Genomic DNA, 20,269 nt, shown 5'->3' on the forward strand with positions numbered 1-20,269 from the left:
CCCTATGTCTGACGATGCGCTCTTGAACTCCTTAGCCGCTGACTGGGAAGCGGAAACCCGGCCCGAAGCCTCTAGCCCGCTCCCGTGGTCGGTCCGTATTGGCAAACGCGGCTTTGATGTGGCCGCGGCTGGATTGGGCTTGCTCGTGTGCGCCCCAATCATGGCCGTCGTCGCCCTCGCGGTGAAACTCGATAGCCCCGGCCCAGTTTTTTACCGGCAGTTGCGGGTGGGCGAGACGACGGCGAAGCAGACGCGGTTGTTTCATATGATTAAGTTCCGCAGCATGGGGGTGAATGCCGAGGCCAAAACGGGCGCCGTCTGGGCCCAAAAGAACGATCCCCGGGTCACGCGCGTTGGCCGCTTCTTGCGCAAGACCCGGCTCGACGAACTGCCGCAGTTCATCAATGTGCTGCGCGGCGAAATGTCGATCATTGGGCCCCGGCCGGAACGTCCCGGCATCGTCCCGCGCCTTGAAAACAGCATCCCTTTCTATGCGGAGCGGGTTTACGGCGTTCGTCCTGGCATCACCGGCCTTGCACAAGTATCTATGGACTATGATGAAACCGTCGAAGATACGCGCTGCAAGGTCGGGTACGACCATGCCTATGCGCTGGCCCTTACAAAATTTAGCAGTTGGCTTGCAACCGATGCGAGCATTGCCATCCGCACCGTTTTTGTGATGCTGGGCGCGCGCGGGCGTTAGGGGCTGCTTTACTCTCGCGGGGATATACTGGCACAAAGGTTCGACGCGCAACCGAGGCCAGTCCCGCATGAGCAAAGCCGATGCTACCGATTTACTGCTTGTTGAAGACGTTCCGTCTCTGGCGAATGTTTACCGGGAATTTCTAAAAAAAGCGGGGTTTGACGTTACCCATGTCAGCCTGGGGAGCGACGCGCTTAACCATATCCGTACCCATCTGCCAAAGCTGGTGATCCTTGATCTGCAGCTTCCGGATATGGCGGGGCTTGATATTCTGCGCACGCTGCAAAGCGAGGATCTGCCGACCGCCGCCGTCGTCATTACGGCGCATGGGTCAATCAATACTGCGGTAGAAGCGATGCAGGCCGGGGCGGCCGATTTCATCGTCAAACCATTCGCCGCCGAGCGGCTGATTGTTACTGTCCGCAATGCGCTAGAGCGGCAACGGCTGCGAACGCTGGTCAATCGTTTTCAGGACGATATGGGGCGCAGCCGGTTTCATGGCTTCATCGGCTCGTCCCCGCTCATGCAACCGATCTACCGGATTATCGAAAATGCCGCGTCCAGCAAGGCGACGGTTTTCATCACGGGGGAGTCGGGCACCGGTAAGGAAGTGTGCGCCGAAGCGATCCATCGCGCCAGCCCGCGCCGCGCCAAGCCGTTTGTGGCAATCAATTGCGGGGCGATTCCGAGAGATCTGATCGAATCAGAGATTTTTGGCCATGTGAAAGGGGCGTTTACTGGCGCAACCGCTGACCGCGACGGGGCGGCCAGCCGGGCCGATGGCGGAACCCTGTTCTTAGATGAACTGTGCGAGATGGATCTGAACCTTCAGACCAAGCTGCTGCGCTTTTTGCAAACCGGTAGCTTTACCCGCGTCGGCGGTAGCAAGGTGGAGAAGGTCGATATTCGCATCGTCTGCGCGACCAATCGCAACCCACAGGTCGAGGTGGAGGAAGGACGCTTCCGGGAGGATCTCTATTATCGCCTGCACGTCATCCCCATTCATCTTCCCCCCTTGCGGGACCGCGACGACGATGTGATCGAAATTGCCCGCGCGCTTCTGCAGCAATATGCAAAGGAAGAGGGCCGCGCGTTTGATGGGTTTTCACCGGATGTGGAGGCGATCATCAAAGCCTACCCCTGGCCCGGCAATGTCCGGCAGTTGCAGAATGTGATCCGCAATGTCGTTGTGTTGAATGAGGGGGCGCAGGTGATGCCCGACATGCTCCCCCCGCCCCTGACGCCGGGGCTAAGCGCCCTGCGTCCTGCCATTCGCCCCTCTACACCGATACCAACGGTAACCATGGTAGGGGATAGCACCTCGCCCGCCTCGCTTGGCCCGCTTTGGCGCATTGAAAAGGACGCAATCGAGCGTGCGATTTCGGCATGCGATGGGAATATCCCTCGCGCCGCTGCCTTGCTTGAGGTTGCCCCCTCCACAATTTACCGCAAAAAACAAGCTTGGGATGAAATGGTGGCGCGGGGAAATTAAGCCGCGCCACCAACGGCTTTATTGCGGACGCAAGACATACCCCTGCAAAAGCTCGAACGCGGCGTCGCTTAGCTGATGAAAGCGAAAGCGGGCCGGCGTGTCGGCGCCGCCGGTGCTCACCAGTTGGACCGTAAAGCGGCCTGCCGGGCTACCCGTGTCGTTGAGTATGATTCCGTCGATGTGATCGCCCACCGTAAACGGCGCCCGAAAGCCCGCCACCCGGAAACCGCCCAATCCCCAATCTTCCGTATCATAGAGCCGCCCGCCGATATCGAGGCGCAGCACCGGATCACGGTAACGCTTGTCGTGACGATTATAGGGGGTATTGGCCGTGCCGGCATATCGCCGGGTCGCGCGCTGAGAGAATGCCATGAGACGGTCCTTTCCTAAAAAAGTAGGTAGATGAGCCTCGGTATCTCAAAGCTCGTGCCAACAGAAAGGCCCTGGTTTCGCGTACTGAGCCGCCCATTATCGCAAGCTGATTTGCAATTCGCATCGTGAAACACGAATAACGCCGGAAGTAAGCGGAAAATAAGGCCAGAAATGGCCGTCAGAACTGGCACAAGTTTTGGTGATACGCGGGGCAGACGATTGGATTTGAAGGGCCGTATCATGCCAGCACTCCATTTTGCCCGCGCTCCCTGGTTAACCAGCCTCAATCGGCCGCAGGTGGTCGTGCCCGATCACGATGCGCCGTTGCGTCAGGTTCTATCGGAAATGGGCTATCAATGCGCGCCGAGTGGGGCCGCGCCGGAAGACGCCTCGGCCTGTCTCGCCGAGTTCCGGGATTTGTCCACGCAAGCCCATACCTCTCCGAAACCGCCCCTCCCGCGCCCGGTTCTCTATACGGCATCGGAAGAGACGGTCACCGCCCGTCTGGCCGCCCTTCGATCGGGCGGGCAGGGGCTATTGACGCGGCCCTATCACTCCGACGACATCGACCGCCTGCTAAAACAATGTGCCCGGCGGTCTGGCGCGACCAGGACCGCTCGCCGCCTTGTGATGGTGGAAGACGATCGGTCGATGGCCCGTTTGGTTGCAAGCTATCTGCTGCCCCATGGGTATGAAGTTCATCACGTTCAAAATCCGACCCAAGTGCTGGAAGCCTTAGCGAGCCTGCGCCCGGCGCTACTGTTGCTCGATCTCAATCTCCCCGATGTTTCCGGCGCTGAAATCGCGACGATCATCCGGCAGTTTCCCGCCTTCATGACCTTGCCAATTCTGTTTCTGTCGGGCGAAACATCGCACGCGGCCCAGATTGCGGCCCTGCGCTGCGGGGCCGATGGTTTTGTGACCAAGCCCGTCCGGGCCGAAGATCTGCTCGGGCGGGTCGATGCGGCGCTTACGCGCCTTGAGGAACTCGATCAGCTCGCGCATTCCGATCTTCTGACGGATCTGCCCAACCGGCGCGCCTTTATGCTGGAGTTTGACCATGCGCAAGCCAGCGTCAATCGAACCGGGCGGCCCCATTCTTTGGCGGTTATCGATATCGACCGGTTTAAATCGATCAACGATACCTATGGCCATCTGGCCGGAGATCGCGTGTTACGGCGCGTCGCAGGCTATCTGCGCACCTCCCTGCGGCGGGAAGATTACCTAGCGCGCATCGGGGGAGAGGAATTCGCCATCATTCTTCCCGGCGCGGATGTGCATGAGGCAAAACAGGTGCTGGATAGTGTTCGGGAAGCCTGCGCCCCGGCCTGCGAAGATGTGATTCCCCAGCCCATTTCCTTTAGTGGCGGTCTGGTCTCGTTAACCGCCCGACGCGGGGAAACCGCCGAAACCCATATCAAGCGGGCGGACGACTGCCTTTATCGGGCCAAGAACACCGGCAGGAACCGCATTCTGATCGAGGAGGATCCCGACTAACCCCCTCGGTCTTATCCCCAAGAGAAAAAGAAACCGCCGCAGAGATCGCTCTCTGCGGCGGTTCTGTTTTTCTGATGTTGCTAGGCGGCGTCCGCCTTTTCCGCCGCGAGCACGGCCTGGAACGTATGGGTTAAGCCAATGGCAAGCGGGGTGTCTGCGCGGACGGCCAGCCGGTCCGTCGCCCGGCGCGGACTGCCGATGGAGGCGCGGATGTCGCCGGGCCGTTCGGGGGCAAAGCGAATATCGACCGCGCTGCCCGCGATGTCGCGCAGTAGCGTAGCGACGGAGCGGATAGAGGTGGCTTGCCCCGTGCAAACATTCAGCACCGGGGCTTCCACACTGGCTTGCCCCATCCCAGCGATCAGATGCTGCACGACGTCTCCGACATAAATGAAATCGCGGGTTTGATAGCCGTCACCATGCAGCACAATCGGCTCCCCGCGCCGGATGCGGTCGATAAACACCGAAATCACCCCCGAATAGGGCGACGACGGGTCTTGGCCCGGCCCATAAACATTGAAAAAGCGGAAACCCATCGACGGCACACTATGAACAAGGCCTGCGACCCGCGCATGCAACTCGCACCCCAACTTATCGGCGCCATAGGCGGTGCGGGGGGCCGGTAGGGCCGTTTCGGCAATCGGCAGAACCTCCTGATTGCCGTAGATGGCAGCAGAGGAGGCGTAGACCACCGGAACCCGGTTTTTCCGGGCGGCGTCGAAAACGGTAATCGCCCCGGTCAGGTTCACCCGATGGGTTCCCGCCCAATCTTCGACTGACCGTTGAACGGACGCGATGGCCGCCAAGTGAAAGCACCCATCGACGCCCGCCATTGCTTCGGATACGGCCTGCGCGTCGGCGGTATCGGCCACGATCAGGCGCACCCCCCTGGGCAGAACCTCTACCCGGCCCGAGGAGAGATCGTCGAGAACCGTCACCCGATGCCCTTGTCCAACCAACCGACCGACGAGATGGGAACCAATGAAGCCTGCGCCCCCGGTAACAAGATAATGCGCCATGATAGCATCCCCTTAAACTGTGGTGCCACCGTCAACGCAAATTACCCGCCCGAATTTATATAAATAAAATCAATGAGATGGGATTCTATGACCGGTGCAAGCTGCAACTGAAATGCAAAATGCGATGCAGGGCGTTCAGTATCGGCAAGCGCAGGCAAATATTGACGCGGAAAAACTTGGCATAAGGCTTGCTGTTTCCAATCAAAAGCTCAGTAAAGGGGCCGACAATGGGTCAGGAAATTTGGCTGCTCCTCGATAGCCGCGCGATGGGCGGCATCGAGCGCCATGTGGAAGTGCTGGCGACGGGTTTGGCCGCGCAGCAAGGCCCCCAGGCGCGCGTGATTTTTCTGCGTGATTTTGGACCGCATCCGCTGAAGCAGCGGTTGGACGCGGCGGGTTGCCCTTGGGAAGCTCTGCCAGACTCCCCTATGGCTTTGTTGACCGCGTTACGGCGGCGGCACCCCAGCGTGCTGCATACCCATGGGTATCGCGCGGGGATTCAGGGGCGGCTATCGGCCCGATTGGCGGGAATTCCGGTCGTATCGACCTTTCATGCGGGCGATCCTGGCGTGGGGCGGGTGCGGGTCTATCAAGCGCTGGATCGGCTCACCAGCCGCCTCGCGCCCCGGATCGCCGTTAGCCCGGCCATTGCTGCGCAGCTTCCGCAGCCCGTTGCGGTTCATCCCAACTTTGTCCCCGTCGCCGCCGAGATGCCCGCGCACCCTGCCCGGCCCCGGCCCCGGATTGGTTTTGTGGGGCGGCTTGCGTGGGAAAAAGGGCCGGACCGGTTCCGCACACTGGCCACCCAATTTCCCCAAGCGGATTTTTCCCTGTTCGGCGATGGCCCGCTTGCGGCCGAAGTGGCCCGCGACGCCCCATCCAATCTAACCCTGCACGGGTTTGCCACCGATATGGCGGCGGTCTGGCCGCAGCTTGATCTTCTGTGTATGCCGTCCCGGCATGAAGGCTTGCCGATGGCGGCCTTGGAAGCAATGGCCGCCGGTATTCCTGTGCTGGCTTTTGGCCTCGGCGGACTACCGGACTTGCTGGGGGAAGGGGCGGGACTGGTCGCCCCCCCCGACGATGAACCCGCCTTGGCCGCCCAGTTAGCCGCCTGGTTAGACGCGACCGAGGCGGCGCGGCAGGGGCTTGCCAGGGCCGCCCACGCGCGGGTTCATGCCCACTATGGGGTCGCGGCGGGCCTCGCCCGCTTACGTCCCTTCTATCAGCGCTAGCGCAATTCCCGATCAGGTGGAACACGCGCGACGACGCATTTGCGCGAAAACACTCTAGGCGGATGCAATCGGCTCCATCAGCAGCAGGGTCCAATCATCGCTGAGGTCGAGCGATTCAAGGAACTCGGTTGCGCGACGAACCGCATGCTCCAGTGGCAATCGTCTTAGCTCGTCAAGAACTGGGGCAAGCACCTGAAGCGCATCGTCGGTATCCCCCTTTGCTGCCGCCAGCGGCACCACCCCATCGGTGATGACGAGCAACCGGTCACCCGGTGCAAGATCGACCGCGACAGACTCATACTGCGGCGCTCGGATCAGGCCAATCAATGGGCCCGGCTGAGTATCGAGAACCTGGGACGTTTGCGATAAAAGAATCGGATCGGGATGGCCGCCATTGGTTATTTGAAGCCGCCCCGCCCCCAGCGGCTCGAGAATTAGCGCCGTCATCAGACATTCCTGAAGCAGCCGATCATCGGCCACCGTCGTTGCAAGACGCGCTAAAAGATCGGGCGGCGCCAGTCGATTTTCCCCCAAGCCGTGAACCAGACCGCGCATATACCCCGCCAGCGCATGCGCCATCAGTTTCGCTTGCAGCCCGTGCCCCATGACATCACCGACCAAAAGGCATTCCTGCCCCGACGCGGGATTGAGGGTCATGACCATGTCACCCCCGCCGACGGAAATCGGGCGGGTCGCCAAAGCGCAGCGGAAACCCCCGATTTCCGTCGGGGCCTGCGGGGCAATCGATTGGGTGAGGCGCGATTGCATATGCCCGAGCATCTGTGCCCGATCACGGCGGGCGCGGCCCAAGGCGCGCTCGACCGTCTTTAACAAGAGGCTGCGCGATACTGGCTTTTCAAGAAAATCGTCGATCCCCAGCCGTACGGCGCGCTCTTCGACCTCAGGTGTTCGCGCCCCCGAAAAAACGATAATCGGGATCGGCGGGCTGGAAGGATCGCGCGCCAATTGCGCCAATAGATCCAGCCCGGTGCGGTCGGGAAGATTAATATCGCAGAGCAATAGATCGGGCCGGGTCAGCTTGGTCAGCGCCTGTGCTTCCGCCGCCGTCGTGCAGCCCACGACATCATAGAACGGGATGAGCATCGATTCGTAGAGCCGCCGCAGCGTCGTCTCATCCTCGACCAACAGCAGCCGCAGACGCCGTCGGGCGAGATTGCGCGACAGTTGAAAGCGGTTCGGCGGCCCGGGCTGATAGAGATGGTCCGGGAAAAGCCGCCGGATCAGAAAGAGACCGTATCCGCCTTCCTCCACCGTATCCTCAAAGGGATTAAGGGCGGGGGTTTTGGCAATGGCGTCAAAGCCCAAAAAGGGTGCGCCATTGTCTTCAAGCTCAAGAGTCAGGGTATCAACAACCAGGGTCAGTCTCACCCGTAGTTCGGTCGCGGCGGGGGCGGCACTATGTTCGACGATATTGTTCACAATCTCGCTCGCGGCGGTCACGAGATCCTGGATCGGCCCGGGCGGCAGCGTCAGCCGACCGCAGGCCTCCTTCAAGGCGTCGCGAATGGCCCGGGCGGTGACGGGCGAAGCCGAAAAGGTTTGATTGAGCAGGTCCATCAGGCTGACCGTGCGGCCGGAGTGCGGGACGTCAGCACATTGGCCAAACTATCGCGAAAGGCGCGCGGTTCCCCCGCCAGTATACCCCCCCACACATGATGGGCGGCAGCAGCCCACGGGCGGGCTTCCTGAGCCAGCGCCTCCGCTTGCCCGATCTGCAGCCGGGCCGCGAGGCGCAACCGGTCGCGCCAATGGCACTTCACACGCGGCAAATGGCGGTCGGCAATCATCTTCAACGCCTCGTAACGGTGCCGACGGGCGGAGGTTCGGCTGCCGGGTCGCATAAGATAATCCGCCCCGACCAAACCGCTCCACGCGACGGGCCCGGCTTTGGCCAATGTTAACCAGAGATCCCAGTCTTCGCTGGAAGGAAGATCAGGATCAAACCCCCCCGCCGCCCAGAGTGCATCGCGCCGAGCCATCACGGTCGAGGTTCCCACAATATTGCGCCCGAGCAGGGTCGAGGCCGGCGACGGTAGCCGCGCGAACGCGCCGTTCGCGGGGGCCCTCATCCGCCAGTATTCATAACAGGTGCCGCGATCATCGCCATGAATCCCGACATGGCGATAGTCAGTAAAGCTCATCACCAGCGCAGGGTCTTTCCAATGCGCCTCGATCTGCGCCACCAGCTTTCCTGGGCGCCAGATATCGTCGTCATCGAGGAAAGCCACCAGCGGCGCCGATGCCTCCGCAAGCCCCAGATTGCGGGCCAGGGCGGGGGAGCTTACGTCCGCATTAATCTGACATAGCGCTAAGGGACCATGATAGGCCCGTAACCAATCGTCCGTCCCATCAGTCGACCCATCGTTAACAACGATCAGTTGGACGTTCTGAAGCTGCTGAGCTTCGATACTCGCAATAGCGCGCGCTAAATAATCCAAACAATTCTTCGTCGGCATAACGATAGAAACCTCAAATTCTACAGATATATTCTTTCTCATAAGGGCCTCCATCGCTTTAGCGGAAGTATACCTGCCAAACTGGCACTGTGTTTGCTCCTGCTAAAGCCAAGCGGCGTGATAACGCCCCTACTCGCGCAGGATATGCACCGCCTGTTGCAAGTCAGAGACCAGCAATCCTGCGATGGAGCCGACAATGAAAACCATAGGATATGTCCTGGCCGCCTTTCCCGTTCTCTCTGAAACCTTCATCGGCACCGAAATGCGGGCGATGGAACAACAGGGGCACCGGGTCGTGCCTATCGTCCTGACAAAAAACGATTTTCCAGGACAAGACGCGGACAAACCGCTGGTTGCGCGGGCCTTATACCTGCCCGACTTTCCGCATCAAGATGGGCTACAGGCGCTGCTTCGGCCCAGCCTAACTGCCGTGCGCGGGCTTGCATTCTGGATTGCACAATGCAAATCCCCCCGGCGCAGCTTGCTGTGGACCAGCTTGCGAATCGCCGCCCTGGCCCGCGCGACCGGGTGCGATCACCTACACGGGCATTTCGCCGGGCCAGCGGCAGCGCATGCAATCGTTGCCGCCCGCTGGATGGGCGTCCCCGTTTCCTTCACGGGGCATGGTCACGATATTTATGCCATCCGTGAGGATTTACCGGAAAAGCTACAGGCGACCGATGCCGCCATTGCCGTGTGTAATGATATGGCGGCAGAATTTCTGCGGCTTGCCCCGACGGCCGCCGTCTCGATGATCCCGTGCGGGGTCAATCCCAACCGGTTTCAGCCCGGCGAGCAGCAGGACAATGGCCGTTATCTTTTCATTGGTCGTTTGGTTGAAGCCAAGGGACTGGACGATCTTTTTCAGGCCCTGCATCAGATAAAAATGGCTCAACGGCAAACCATCGCGGTCGATATCATCGGCGACGGTCCGCTACGACAAGAGCTGGAGCACGAGGCCGCGCGCTTGGGTATCGCCGAGCAGGTTCGTTTCCTGGGCGCCCGGCCAAACCAGTGGATCGCGGCGGAAGCCCCCGCCTATCGTGCGCTTCTCTGTCCCTTCAAGCCCGCTCGCAATGGCGAACGCGACAGCGGCCCGGTGGTCGCAAAGGAAGCGATGGCAATGGGTCTGCCGGTTATCGCGACCCGGTTTATGGGATTCAAAGAAATGATCACCCCGGAAACCGGCGTGTTAGTTCCGGTTGGCGATCCTACGGCATTGGCCGGGGCAATTCTGACGTTTGATGCCCTCCCCGCCCTGGAACGGCATCGGTTGGGTCAGGCGGGCCGCGCGCGCTTACTCGCGCTGTTTACCGATACCGCCCAAGCCCGCGCGCTCTCCGCCGTCATCGAAAATCTACCCCAGCGGCGGCCTAACTGGGGCACCGCCGCAAAAGGGGACGCCGCATGAGCCGGGGAGAGGTTCTGCGCCAAATCCTCCCTTACGGCGCGGCGCTCGCTGTCAGTAAAGGCATTGCCTTTTTGCTGCTGCCGATCCTAACCCGGCACTTAACCCCCGAAGCCTTTGCCCGCTGGGATTTGCTCGCGACAGTGGCCGACATGGCGGGGCTAGCCCTTGGCCTGGGACTGGCAGAAGCCCTCTACCGATTTTCGCCGCAAAAGCCAGAGACCCCGGCGGCGCTTCTCGGTCTTGCGATCACAGCGGCGGCGGTCTGGTTGCTTCTGGGGCAGGGCGTGATTTGGCTGCTGCCCACCCTTCCTTTCGATTTGCCGCGCCCGGCCCTGCAAGCGCTTGCGGGGTCGTTGGCGCTGGTCGCCTGCATCGAAGTGCCTTTGGCGGCGCTGAAGTTCCAGGGTCGCAGCGGTCCGGTCGCGCTGATTATAGCAGGGCGCGCCCTGCTTCAGGCGGGGTTGATTTTGGGGGCACTTTACGGCGGGTATGGCATCGTCGGAATGGCGGTTGCGACGTTGATAACGGATTGTGTGATCGCGCTGATTTTGCTCGCGATGACCGTGCGCCACTATGGCCTAAACTTTACCATTACGGCGTGGCGCCCTGCCCTTGCCTATGGAACACCTGTTGCCGCCGGAGGGTGGGCGGGGTTCGTGCTGGGAAGCTGTGATCGTTGGTTTCTGGTTGGCGCAATTGCAGCGGCCAGCCTTGCCCATTATGCGCTTGCGGCAAAAATCGCCCTGGTTGTTGCCCTGGCGGCCCAGCCGTTTGGCCTTTGGTGGTATCCGCGCCGGATCGGTTTGGCCCAAACGGCATGGGGCCGAGACCGGAGTGCTGCCGCCGTCGGGGCCGGGTTGCTTCTTCTCATCTTAGCCGTGGCGGCGGCTATGCTTCTTGGTCCGTTGGTGATCGAAGCGATCACGCCCCCAGCCTTTCACGCTGCCGCCCGCTGGGTCGGACCGCTGGCGCTGGCGTTTGCCCTGCACGAAGCGGCAAGCCTCCTGAATGTTGGTAGCTATCTGGGGGTTACCGGCGGCAAGCCCTTTCTGATCAATTGGCTCGGCGCGTTGGTCGCCTTGGCGGGCTATAGTTTGATCCCGTTTTTGGGGGATCGATTGGCCCCGGAAGCAATTGCCATCGGTGCCACCCTCGCGGCTCACGGGGTTCGGATCGGGCTTTTCCTTTGGGTGGGCCGCACCCCGGCGCCGATACCCTATCCCTGGGTTGGCGTTGCTGGTTTTGCTGCTCTGGCAACCCTCCTTCTGGTGCTTATCGATAGTCTGGCCTTTGAGGGGATTGCTCGATGGGCGGTCGCGGCCCTCAGCCTCTCGGCCCTCGCCGGGGTTGGCGCGCTTCTCGCTTGGGGATGGAGCACCACCGCCACTCTGCCGACCGTCTCGGCACCGGGAGAGAGTTCATGACCCGTTGGCCGCCGATTGCCCTTGCCACTCTCGCGAGCGCTCTCGCCGTAGCGCCGCTCCTAGCGCTGCCGCATCCTGCCGTGATGTTGGGGCTTGCCGTTCTGTTGCCTGCGGCGGTTCTGGCGACGCGCATTCCTTTCTTCCTCTGCCTTGGGTTTGTCGTCTTCTCCTTTTTCCGGATACACGAAGCGTTTCCGGTTCTCATGCCGTTTCGCATTCCGCAACTGCTGGCTATTCCGACCTTGGGCGTCTTGGCGTGGCACATCATCGGAACGCGTCAAATGAAGCCCTATTGGTCGCGCGAATTATCCTGGTTCGCCGCGTTCTTCGGCCTCGTCACGATCGGCGTGGTCGTCGCCAGCAATCGACCGATCGCATTGGCCTATTGGACCGCAACCTACGTTAAAATCGGCATTATGACGCTCGCCATCGCTTGGATGACGACCGAAGCCACTCATTTCGCGCGTGCCTCTCGAATCTTGGTTCTGGCTGGGCTCGCCGTTTCCTATGTTACCCTATCCAACAAAATAAACGGCATTGGGTTGGTGGAAGGAACGCGCGTTACAATTGGGCGCGAGATGCAATCGGTGTTGGGCGACCCGAACGATTTATCGCTGGTGCTGCTGTTTCCGCTGGCCTTCGCGGTCTCGCTCGGCACCACGCGCGGCGTTAGCCTGTTTTGGCGGTTCTTTGGGATCATCGCCCTTATCGCCATCGTTTCAGCCATTATCGCCACGCAGTCGCGAGGTGGTTTGCTGGGGATCATGACGGTTTTTGGTCTGTTCGGGCTGCGGATCGTCAAGTCCAAAGCGCTGCTCATCAGCATTGGCGGGCTCGCAATGTTGGTTCTGTTTGCCGTTGCGGGGATCTCGGATCGGGCATCGGGTGGCGCGGCCGAAGATGGGATTGACGAGTCGGCCATGGGCCGGATTTACGCCTGGGGCGCCGCCTTTCATATGGCCGTGGAGCGCCCGCTGACGGGCGTTGGTCTCGATAACTTCCTCAGCAATTATTTTTTCTACAGCAGCCATTGGGACGGCCTGAACCACGCGGTGCACAGCACTTGGTTTGGCGTTTTGGGGGAAACGGGGTTCCCTGGCCTTATTGTTTTTGTTGGCATGATCGCAACCAGTTTACGGTCGGCGACCAAATCCTCCTTGCGCCTAGACGCCACCAACGCCCCGGCGGACGCGCGCGCTATGGGCCGGGCACTCGTTGCAGGGCTGGCCGCCTGCTGTGTTTCGGGAACCTTCCTCACGCAAGGGTTCACTTGGCCGTTTTACATCCAGATCGCCCTGACGGCGGCCTTGACGCGCTATACCGAGATGCAGACTGCAAAGGCCGCCCCGCAAGATGCAACAGAGCTAGAAGGTTCCTCGGAAAAATCTCTTTAAAATCATAGCAATAACTCTGGCCCGCCCGCTGCATCAACCAAAAGCAGAATAAGGGAGGACCCCATGACAACACCCCTCGTCTCCTCGTCTCACACGTTGCGCACCTGGGCCCGGCATTCCGGCCATCCTGCCGCAAAACTGGTGCGCACCCTTCGGCGAACGGTTCTAACGGCGCATCTGCCGGTCATCCCCGGTGTGCATCGCGGTCTTTGGACCCTTTGGCATGCCGGTCGAGGACTGTTGACCACCCTCACCCGGGTTCTTTGGTGGACCCCGATGTTTCGGGCACGGCTTGAAGCGGGCAGCGGGCGCCATCTTTATCTCTACGGCGGTTTGCCGCTTGTCCTCGGCCCGGTCCGGGTCAAATTGGGGCCAGAATGCCGACTGTCTGGTCAAGTCACCATAACAGGCCGCACCCACGGCCCGGCAGGGGCCCCTTCACCCTATTTGATCGTCGGGCGGAATGTCGACATCGGGTGGCAAACAACCCTCGCCGTTGGCCGCAAGATCGTGATTGGCGACGATGTGCGCTTAGCGGGACGGAACTTTCTGGCGGGATACCCCGGTCATCCGCTCGATCCCGACGCGCGGGCTCGGGGGTTGCCCGATACCGAAGATCAGGTTGGCGATATCATCTTGGAACGAGGGGTCTGGCTTGCGACCGGCGTCACGGTCAGCGCGGGGGTTCGGATCGGACGCGGCACCGTCGTTGCGGCGGGCAGCGTTGTAACCCATGATCTGCCGCCTGGGGTTCTGGCGGCGGGCGTCCCGGCCCGGGTCATCCGTCCGCTTACCGCCGACCGGCCCGCATCATGAGCCGGGATCTGCTGATGTTTGGCGAAGATTGGGGGGGGCTGCCGTCCAGCACCCAGCATCTTGCCAAGGCCCTTCTTGCGGGTGGGGACCGTATCCTATGGGTCAATTCCCTCGGGCTACGCCGCCCCCGCCTGAGCGATGGGCGGCGCCTGCTGACGAAACTGGCCGCCGCAACGCGTGCCCGCGCGCCTGCGCCCGTTTCGACCGGGCCACGCCCCCACCGGATTCTGGCCCCGGTCGCGCCGCCCGTGCCGCGCCCCGGGTTCGAGAGGGCTGTCGCGGGCCGCTGGCTGGCCCGCCAAATCCGCCGCGCCTTGCTGGAGAGCAATCTGGCGGCCCGCCCGATTTTTTGGACGTCGCTCCCGACCGCGACCCCGGTTCTCGATCATCTCTCGGTTTCAGCCACCGTTTACTACTGCTGCGATGATTTTAGCGCGCTCGAGGGGGTCGATCATGCCGCCGTCACGGCATATGAGGAAGAATTAGCCCATCGGGCCGACCTTATTCTCGTCAGCAGCCCCGACCTTGCCGCGAAGTTCCCCAACGCGAAAACCCGCGTGGTCTTGCACGGGGCGGATACCGAGATGTTCGGAACGCCACAGCCCTGCCCGGTCGATGTTCCGACCGACCGGGCCACGGTCGGTTTTTACGGCAGTCTCGCCGGTTGGATCGACTGGGATTGGCTGGGTGCGCTTGCCCGCCTTTTGCCGGACTGGGAGGTGCAGTTGATCGGCCCGGCGAAGCCCGAAAGCGCTCAGGCGCTGGCGCGTCTCGCCAAGCTTCCGAATGTGCGTCTGCTCGGCCCGCGCCCCCACGCGGCCCTACCCGCCTATGTCCAGGCCTGGACCGCCGCCCTCTTGCCCTTCCGCGACACTGCGCAAATCCAAGCCTGCAATCCCTTAAAACTGCGGGAGTACCTCTCGGCCGGGACACCCTGCATTGCCACCGACTTTCCTGCCGCCCGGGCCTATTCCCCGGAAGCGCACATTGCCCGAAGCGTGACGGACGCGGCGGCCTATCTGCGGGGCCTTCAAAACCTTCCGGCGGATCAGGCGGTGCGGGCGGCGCAGGCGCGGCAACACCGGGTAGCAGGGGAAAGCTGGGCGGCCCGGGCCGCAATGATCCGCACCTACCTGGATGCCCTGCAATGAGACCGCTCGTGTCACTTCTGCTGGCGGCCTGGGCGGGCGCGAGTGTGGCGGCGCCGTTGCCGCTCTATCGGGATCAGCCTTTCCCCGTGGACGCTGCCGCACAGGATATGCTGATCACCGGCGTTAATCACGCGCCCCAGCCGGTCACGCTTATTCTAAGGCTCGATGCCGCCGACTCGGTTAATTACCGTAGCCGGGTCAATGAAGAACGGCTGCTGCCCCCGGGGCCCTTTTCACTGCGCCTTCCGGCGGGGTCGATAAAGCGCTCCAACGGCCAACCCTTTGATCTCCGGCAAACCCAAAGGCTGTTTTTGTTTACAGAGCCAGCCGGTGCCGTCGATGCCGATATCGCGCTCGTGCCTGCCCCACCGCGCTTTGCCGGGGGAATAGCGCTTGACGCTGGCCCGGCGGATCAGGCGCCAGCCTTGGGTTTTGAGCGTCTTGCCCCCGACGACACCCGCCTTGCCGGAACGCGTTTGGTTGCCGTTCGGCGGGCAGGGAGCGAACGCCTGTTGGCCGATGGGATCGTTGGTATTGATCGCCTAACCCTCCCCGTGCCGCCGGGGCGCTGGCATCTAAAACTCTGGCTGGAAGATCCGGGCGAGTGGGAAACCCTACCCCGGGTTTTGGTCCGAACCATCTCGGTAAATGGTGAAATCGCCGATCAGCGCAATGCGCGTTTGGAGGATTGGATTTCACGCCGTTATCTCGCCCCTGGGGCGCGCGATAGTCCCGCCCTTACCTCGGCCTCGGAGGCTTTTCTGGCGCGGCGGGGTGATCCTGTTGAGGCGTTCGTCACCACGGCTGGAGAGCCGGTGACGGTGAGTTTCGAAGCGCCCACCCCTGTCTATCTTGCGGGGCTTACCCTGGTTCCCGCAACCACCGAGGGGCAGGCCGCCCGTGCGCAGCTTGATCGGCAGCGGGCAGCGGCCTTTGATGCGGACTGGCCCGTCTGGTCACAAACCGCTCCCGCTATCGCCTGGGCCGACCCGCAGCTTGCGCGCGGCGAATCTCGGCGCCTGCGGTTAACCTTGCCGCCTGGCCGTATTCCCCTTGCCGTGGAACCGCCCGCCGCCGCCGAGGTTCAAGCTTGGGAAACCCGTTGGACCTTGGACCGGGTGCAAGCGGCCAGCCAACTGCTGATCCCTACAGCCCGGAATCTGGTGCCACTCGGTACGCTAGAGGGCCGGATAGACGGGCCCCCGCGTGAGATTACCTTGTGGCTAACGGCGAAAGCCGATGCTGCGCCGGGCCGCTATTCGCTTCGGCTGCGTTTTGTCGATCAAACGACCCAAGTCCTGCCGTTCCATATTCTGCCCGGCCAGCTTGGGGCAGCAGAACCCCGGGTTGGGCTATATCTTGACGATGCACCGTTGCAGGTCTGGCGGGCCGAGGTGGGGGAGGATCCCAGTGACGCCCAGTACCAATGCGATGCAGAGTTTCTGCGCCGTTTAGGCCTGATTACCCTCGCCCCGCCCCTCGATCTGCGGCGCCCCGAGCGGATCGCCCGCCTGCTGGCGGCTAGTTCCCCCCCCTGGCTTGCCTATGCCGGGTTGAAGCGGACCCTGGCGGCAGAAGGGATCGAGGGGAGCCTAAGCCGCGTCAAAGCGCTCGATGAGTATATTGCCGAGGGCTTACAGCACGAGATTTTCTGGAGCGTCGCCGACGAACCGTCGAACCCCCAGCATGGGGTGGATGATCTTGCGGCAGCAGAAACGCTGCGCGGGGCCTACCCCGATCTTCGGCTGGCCGCACATCTGAATGCACCCGCCGACCGGGCATTTTTACCGAAACTCGATATGGCGCTGGTTAATCAGGGTTTTGGCCTTGACCGTACCACCCTGCGCATGACACGCGCGGCGCTGACCCGGCCGAATGCCCATCTTTGGATCTATAACGCCGACCATCCGCGCTTAGCGGCGGGCGTTTGGCGCTGGCTGACCGGGGCGGATGGCTATCTGCAGTGGCACGGCCAAATGCCGACCGCCGATCCCTTCGACCCCACCGACGGGCGGGAGGCCGATTTCACGCTTCTCTTGCCCCGGCAAACAGCCTGCCCGGCTCTACCGGGCATCGATGCCCGGCTTCTCGACCTTGCCGAAGCTGTGCAGGACAGCCGGTGGATCGCTACCTTGGCCGCGACGGATACGCCCACCGCGCAGCGCATTCTGGCGGATGTCCGCGATCACTTGGGCGACCGCTGGGGGGCTGCCCGCACCACCGCGACGCCGCAATTTTTCGAGAGTTTCCGCGACCAAGCCCGGCAGAGCTTGAAGCCCTAAGACGACAGGCGCACTAATCTTAAATGGCACGCCGCTTGATGAGAGAGTGGCGAAAGCTCGGCTGCTGTGGGAGATGCGCCATGATGAATTGCAGAATGCACATACCCATGCCCCCTTTGGGGCGCGCGGCGTTGCTGATCGTTGCAATCTGCATTTCAGGCTGCGCAAGCCGGAGTCCGGTGGAGATGATCCCCCCCGGCGTACGGGCGACGCTGCAGCACGAGGATCGCACTAATCAACCGAGTGGCCCTGTCAGCGTCGAAACCATGCTCGCCAAGGCCCGTGGGGAAGCGCCGTCGTCGGCGGCCCCAAGCGCCCCGCCAGCCCAAGCGCCCCGCAAAATCACGCTGCGTTTCGAACAAAACGCCCCTGCATTGCGCGAGGAAGAAGCCCAACGGCTTGCAGGCGCGCTGCTGGTCTTGCGGATGCAACCTAGCCCGATGACAATCGCTTTAGGTCCGGTTGGCGGCGCGAAAACGCCCGGTGCGATGGCCTTGATTGTCCAACGTCAAAACAATCTTCGGGGCCGAATGCCCGCCGATCTGATTGCCCGAACAGAGTTTCGCTATAGCCCGGCCCTCCCGCCGGATAGTGCCGTTATCAGTGCGGGCACGGGAAGCAACGAATGACGGCCCCCCTTGCCCTTCCCCGCCGCTCGGTGGGGGATATTCTGCACTTGATCGTTTCGGCGGCCTGGTACCGCCGGTATCTTTTATGTGTGCCGGTCGTGGTGATGCCGCTGCTGGCGGGCGGCGTCAGCCTGTTGCTGCCGAAAAGCTATGACGCGCGCATGGTGATGCTGGTGCAGGAGCCGGCGAAGCTAAATCCGTTTTTGAACGATCTTGCCATTGGCCCCAACCTCAAGGACCGCAAGGAGGGGCTGATCTCGTTGCTGCATAGCGAGCATATCTTGGGCGCCGTTGTCGATGATCAGAAGCTTGTCTCCCCAGATTCATCGCCAAGGGTGCGGGACGATGCTATTCGGACGCTCTCGGGCAATCTTACGGCCCGCACTGTCGGTGGCGACCTGATTGAACTTAAATTGAAGGGACAGTCGCCCAAGGGGCTGGACCGGATCCTGGCGAGCATTGCAGACCGTTTTGTGGATAGGCTGTTGGCCCCCGAACGCTCGTCCATTGAAGGCTCTGTCACCTTCCTCGACCGGGAAATCGCCGAAAAGCGGCGGCTTCTGTCCAGCGCCGAAGATGAGCTGGCGACCTTCAAACAAAAAAACGCCGACAAACTCCCTGAACTCTATACCGCCAATGTTCAACGATTAACGGGCCTCCAACGCACGCTCGAAGAAAAGCAGTTTGACCTAAGCGCAGCGCAGGCGGCGTTTGACGATCTTCGGTCCCGCTTGGCCAGTACCAATCCGGTTATCACCAAGATGGAAGAACAGATCGTACAAGTCTCTGGCGAAGTCGCGCTTTTGCGGGCACGCTACACTGACGATCATTCGGATGTTCAGGCGGCACTTCGCAAACTTCGGCGGTTAGAGGATGAGCGCCGGGCGCTCATCGCCGCCGCACAACAACTCAGCCCAGAAGATGTGGAGCGGGCGATTGATCAGGTCGCGTCAAACGCGACCGCATCGGGACGGGCCGCTGCCCCGCTGCTGGTATCCCAGATGCAGCGGCTTGAAGACGCCCGAACCCGGCGGGATAGTCTTACCCGCGAAGTAGAAGGGCTAAAACAGTCGGTTGCTGACGCCAAGCAATCGGTAGCGGATTATGGCGCCATCGAGCTTCAACAAAAGCGGTTAGAGCGTGCTGTCTTTGCCGCTCGCGAAACCTATGACAGTCTCGCCAAGCGCTATGATATGGCCCGCATCACCGGCGCCCTAGGCCGCTTTGAGGGGCCGGAGCGCGTGAAAATGATCGATCCGCCGACCGAGCCCTCGGCGCCAACAACCCCGCCCGCCATTCTATTCATTTTGGCTGGGATCGCTGGCGGGATCGGCCTCGGGGCGGCCCTGGCCTTCTTAGCAGAACTGGCCGATAGCAGCCTAAGGCGGCGCGAACAGGTGGAAATTGGGTTAGGGGTGCCACTCCTCAGCCGCTTACCGCGCCTCACTTCCCCCCAATAGCCACTATAGAATAGGCGGCGCGTTAGATAATTGGTTGACTGGTAACGGCGGACATTAAGGGCCTAACCTGCCTGCCAGTCTCATCATGACGTCCATCCGCTCGTGAAAGATGGCCACGATCAGCGCAGGCCCAGTCTCGCGCGGCAGGCAAAATACGTAATGATGTTCGCAGTGGGCCATCCGCAGGGCCGGAAAGAGCGCGCTCATGTCCTTGAAAGCGCCCTGCCCGGCAGCGAGGCGCCCGATACCCAGTTCCAAGGTTGCGATATAGCGGCGTGCTTGAACTGCACCCCAGTGAGAGCGCGTATAGCGGACAATCGCGCGGAGATCGGCTTCTGCCGCCGCTGTAAGGACGTAGGCGCTCACGCGCCGCGCTCGGTCAGCTCTTCATCCAGAATTTCGCCGATACTTTTGGCCGACAGGCTTCCGGTGAGGCCCGCGTTGATACGGCGTTCGAGCACGGTTTTAAGGTCCTGCCAGGCTTGATCGGCGTCGGTATCGCCGGGAAATAGGCGTTCCAAAGCGTATTGCTTGATTGTTTTACCCTGTAAGGCCGCCAGAGCTTTCAGGCTTTTATGTTGATGTTCCGTTATGTCGATGGTCAAACGGCTCACGGGATACCTCCCCTCAATTCACGTACCCCCACATTAGCACATATGCGGGTTTTGGACTATTGCCCGCGACTAGCCGACTATCCTACGACAAATGCCCCAGTTCAGTTTTGCGGTGGACGTGAACATCATATTCCACGTTAAGTGGAGAGAAAAAATTTATTTAAATCAAAGCATAACGGGACAAACTGGAGGCGTTTTGTTAGGGTTCGCTGCTCCTCGCTGTGACGCAGAATCAAGGCGTTATCTCCTCCCCTTTCACATGGGAAACCGGCGGGATGCCTACGAAAAGCGGC

Annotated in this window: 18 protein-coding genes; 12 read left to right on the top strand and 6 right to left on the bottom strand. The window is 61.6% G+C overall.

Annotated features, from left to right (window positions below):
• The first annotated feature begins 4 nt into the window (after window positions 1–4).
• Together CHR90_RS00530 and CHR90_RS00535 are read left to right on the top strand one after the other, a co-directional pair.
• The gene (locus CHR90_RS00530) at window positions 5–703 is read left to right on the top strand and encodes a sugar transferase (protein ID WP_094406642.1); all 699 of its coding nucleotides are present in this window, start codon (window positions 5–7) and stop codon (window positions 701–703) included.
• A gap of 67 nt (window positions 704–770) precedes the next feature.
• Complete coding sequence (locus tag CHR90_RS00535; RefSeq protein WP_094406644.1) at window positions 771–2,195, top strand: sigma-54-dependent transcriptional regulator; 1,425 nt, start codon at window positions 771–773, stop codon at window positions 2,193–2,195.
• Window positions 2,196–2,213: 18 nt separating this feature from the next.
• On the opposite strand, the gene CHR90_RS00540 is transcribed toward CHR90_RS00535, so the two are convergent.
• Window positions 2,214–2,567: a PilZ domain-containing protein gene (locus CHR90_RS00540; protein ID WP_094406646.1), complete on the bottom strand. Its 354-nt coding sequence runs from the start codon at window positions 2,565–2,567 to the stop codon at window positions 2,214–2,216.
• Window positions 2,568–2,807: 240 nt separating this feature from the next.
• Here CHR90_RS00540 and CHR90_RS00545 point away from each other — a divergent pair, with 240 nt between their 5' ends.
• The gene (locus CHR90_RS00545; protein ID WP_170941233.1) at window positions 2,808–4,064 is read left to right on the top strand and encodes a GGDEF domain-containing protein; all 1,257 of its coding nucleotides are present in this window, start codon (window positions 2,808–2,810) and stop codon (window positions 4,062–4,064) included.
• A gap of 80 nt (window positions 4,065–4,144) precedes the next feature.
• Here the strand turns inward: CHR90_RS00545 and CHR90_RS00550 are convergent, their stop codons facing one another.
• Window positions 4,145–5,083, bottom strand: a complete 939-nt coding sequence (locus CHR90_RS00550; RefSeq protein WP_094406650.1) for an NAD-dependent epimerase/dehydratase family protein — start codon at window positions 5,081–5,083, stop codon at window positions 4,145–4,147.
• A gap of 227 nt (window positions 5,084–5,310) precedes the next feature.
• On the opposite strand from CHR90_RS00550, the gene CHR90_RS00555 reads away from it, so the two are divergent.
• The gene (locus CHR90_RS00555) at window positions 5,311–6,318 is read left to right on the top strand and encodes a glycosyltransferase family 4 protein (protein ID WP_094406652.1); all 1,008 of its coding nucleotides are present in this window, start codon (window positions 5,311–5,313) and stop codon (window positions 6,316–6,318) included.
• A gap of 54 nt (window positions 6,319–6,372) precedes the next feature.
• Here CHR90_RS00555 and CHR90_RS00560 read toward each other — a convergent pair whose 3' ends face one another.
• Together CHR90_RS00560 and CHR90_RS00565 are read right to left on the bottom strand one after the other, a co-directional pair.
• The gene (locus CHR90_RS00560) at window positions 6,373–7,896 is read right to left on the bottom strand and encodes a SpoIIE family protein phosphatase (protein WP_094406654.1); all 1,524 of its coding nucleotides are present in this window, start codon (window positions 7,894–7,896) and stop codon (window positions 6,373–6,375) included.
• Complete coding sequence (locus CHR90_RS00565) at window positions 7,896–8,795, bottom strand: glycosyltransferase family A protein (protein ID WP_170941234.1); 900 nt, start codon at window positions 8,793–8,795, stop codon at window positions 7,896–7,898. The genes CHR90_RS00560 and CHR90_RS00565 overlap by 1 nt, the downstream gene beginning before the upstream one ends.
• Window positions 8,796–8,991: 196 nt before the next feature.
• Between CHR90_RS00565 and CHR90_RS00570 the strand changes: the two genes are divergently transcribed.
• The 8 genes from CHR90_RS00570 (at window position 8,992) to CHR90_RS00605 (ending at window position 19,362) form a co-directional block, all read left to right on the top strand.
• Window positions 8,992–10,206 (top strand): glycosyltransferase, encoded by a 1,215-nt coding sequence (locus CHR90_RS00570; RefSeq protein ID WP_170941235.1) that lies wholly within the window; start codon window positions 8,992–8,994, stop codon window positions 10,204–10,206.
• Entirely contained in the window at window positions 10,203–11,630 is a 1,428-nt protein-coding gene (locus CHR90_RS00575) for a lipopolysaccharide biosynthesis protein (RefSeq protein WP_094406660.1), read from the top strand. The genes CHR90_RS00570 and CHR90_RS00575 overlap by 4 nt, the downstream gene beginning before the upstream one ends.
• Before the next feature lie 578 nt (window positions 11,631–12,208).
• Entirely contained in the window at window positions 12,209–13,024 is an 816-nt protein-coding gene (locus CHR90_RS19885) for an O-antigen ligase family protein (RefSeq protein WP_420866589.1), read from the top strand.
• 63 nt (window positions 13,025–13,087) lie between these two features.
• Window positions 13,088–13,840 (top strand): acyltransferase, encoded by a 753-nt coding sequence (locus CHR90_RS00585; RefSeq protein ID WP_094406664.1) that lies wholly within the window; start codon window positions 13,088–13,090, stop codon window positions 13,838–13,840.
• Window positions 13,837–14,991, top strand: coding sequence for a glycosyltransferase (locus CHR90_RS00590; RefSeq protein ID WP_094406666.1), 1,155 nt, complete (start codon window positions 13,837–13,839; stop codon window positions 14,989–14,991). Before CHR90_RS00585 ends, CHR90_RS00590 begins: the two co-directional genes overlap by 4 nt.
• Complete coding sequence (locus CHR90_RS00595) at window positions 14,988–17,273, top strand: hypothetical protein (protein WP_094406668.1); 2,286 nt, start codon at window positions 14,988–14,990, stop codon at window positions 17,271–17,273. Before CHR90_RS00590 ends, CHR90_RS00595 begins: the two co-directional genes overlap by 4 nt.
• A gap of 185 nt (window positions 17,274–17,458) precedes the next feature.
• On the top strand, window positions 17,459–17,902 hold the full coding sequence (locus CHR90_RS00600; protein WP_094406670.1) for a hypothetical protein: 444 nt from the start codon (window positions 17,459–17,461) through the stop codon (window positions 17,900–17,902).
• Entirely contained in the window at window positions 17,899–19,362 is a 1,464-nt protein-coding gene (locus CHR90_RS00605; RefSeq protein ID WP_094406672.1) for a GumC family protein, read from the top strand. The genes CHR90_RS00600 and CHR90_RS00605 overlap by 4 nt, the downstream gene beginning before the upstream one ends.
• Window positions 19,363–19,416: 54 nt before the next feature.
• Here the strand turns inward: CHR90_RS00605 and CHR90_RS00610 are convergent, their stop codons facing one another.
• Window positions 19,417–19,728: a type II toxin-antitoxin system RelE/ParE family toxin gene (locus CHR90_RS00610; RefSeq protein WP_094406674.1), complete on the bottom strand. Its 312-nt coding sequence runs from the start codon at window positions 19,726–19,728 to the stop codon at window positions 19,417–19,419.
• Window positions 19,725–19,976 (bottom strand): antitoxin, encoded by a 252-nt coding sequence (locus tag CHR90_RS00615; protein ID WP_094406676.1) that lies wholly within the window; start codon window positions 19,974–19,976, stop codon window positions 19,725–19,727. The genes CHR90_RS00610 and CHR90_RS00615 overlap by 4 nt, the downstream gene beginning before the upstream one ends.
• Window positions 19,977–20,269: the final 293 nt, after the last annotated feature.

Source organism: Elstera cyanobacteriorum (assembly GCF_002251735.1).
Lineage (GTDB): Bacteria > Pseudomonadota > Alphaproteobacteria > Elsterales > Elsteraceae > Elstera > Elstera cyanobacteriorum.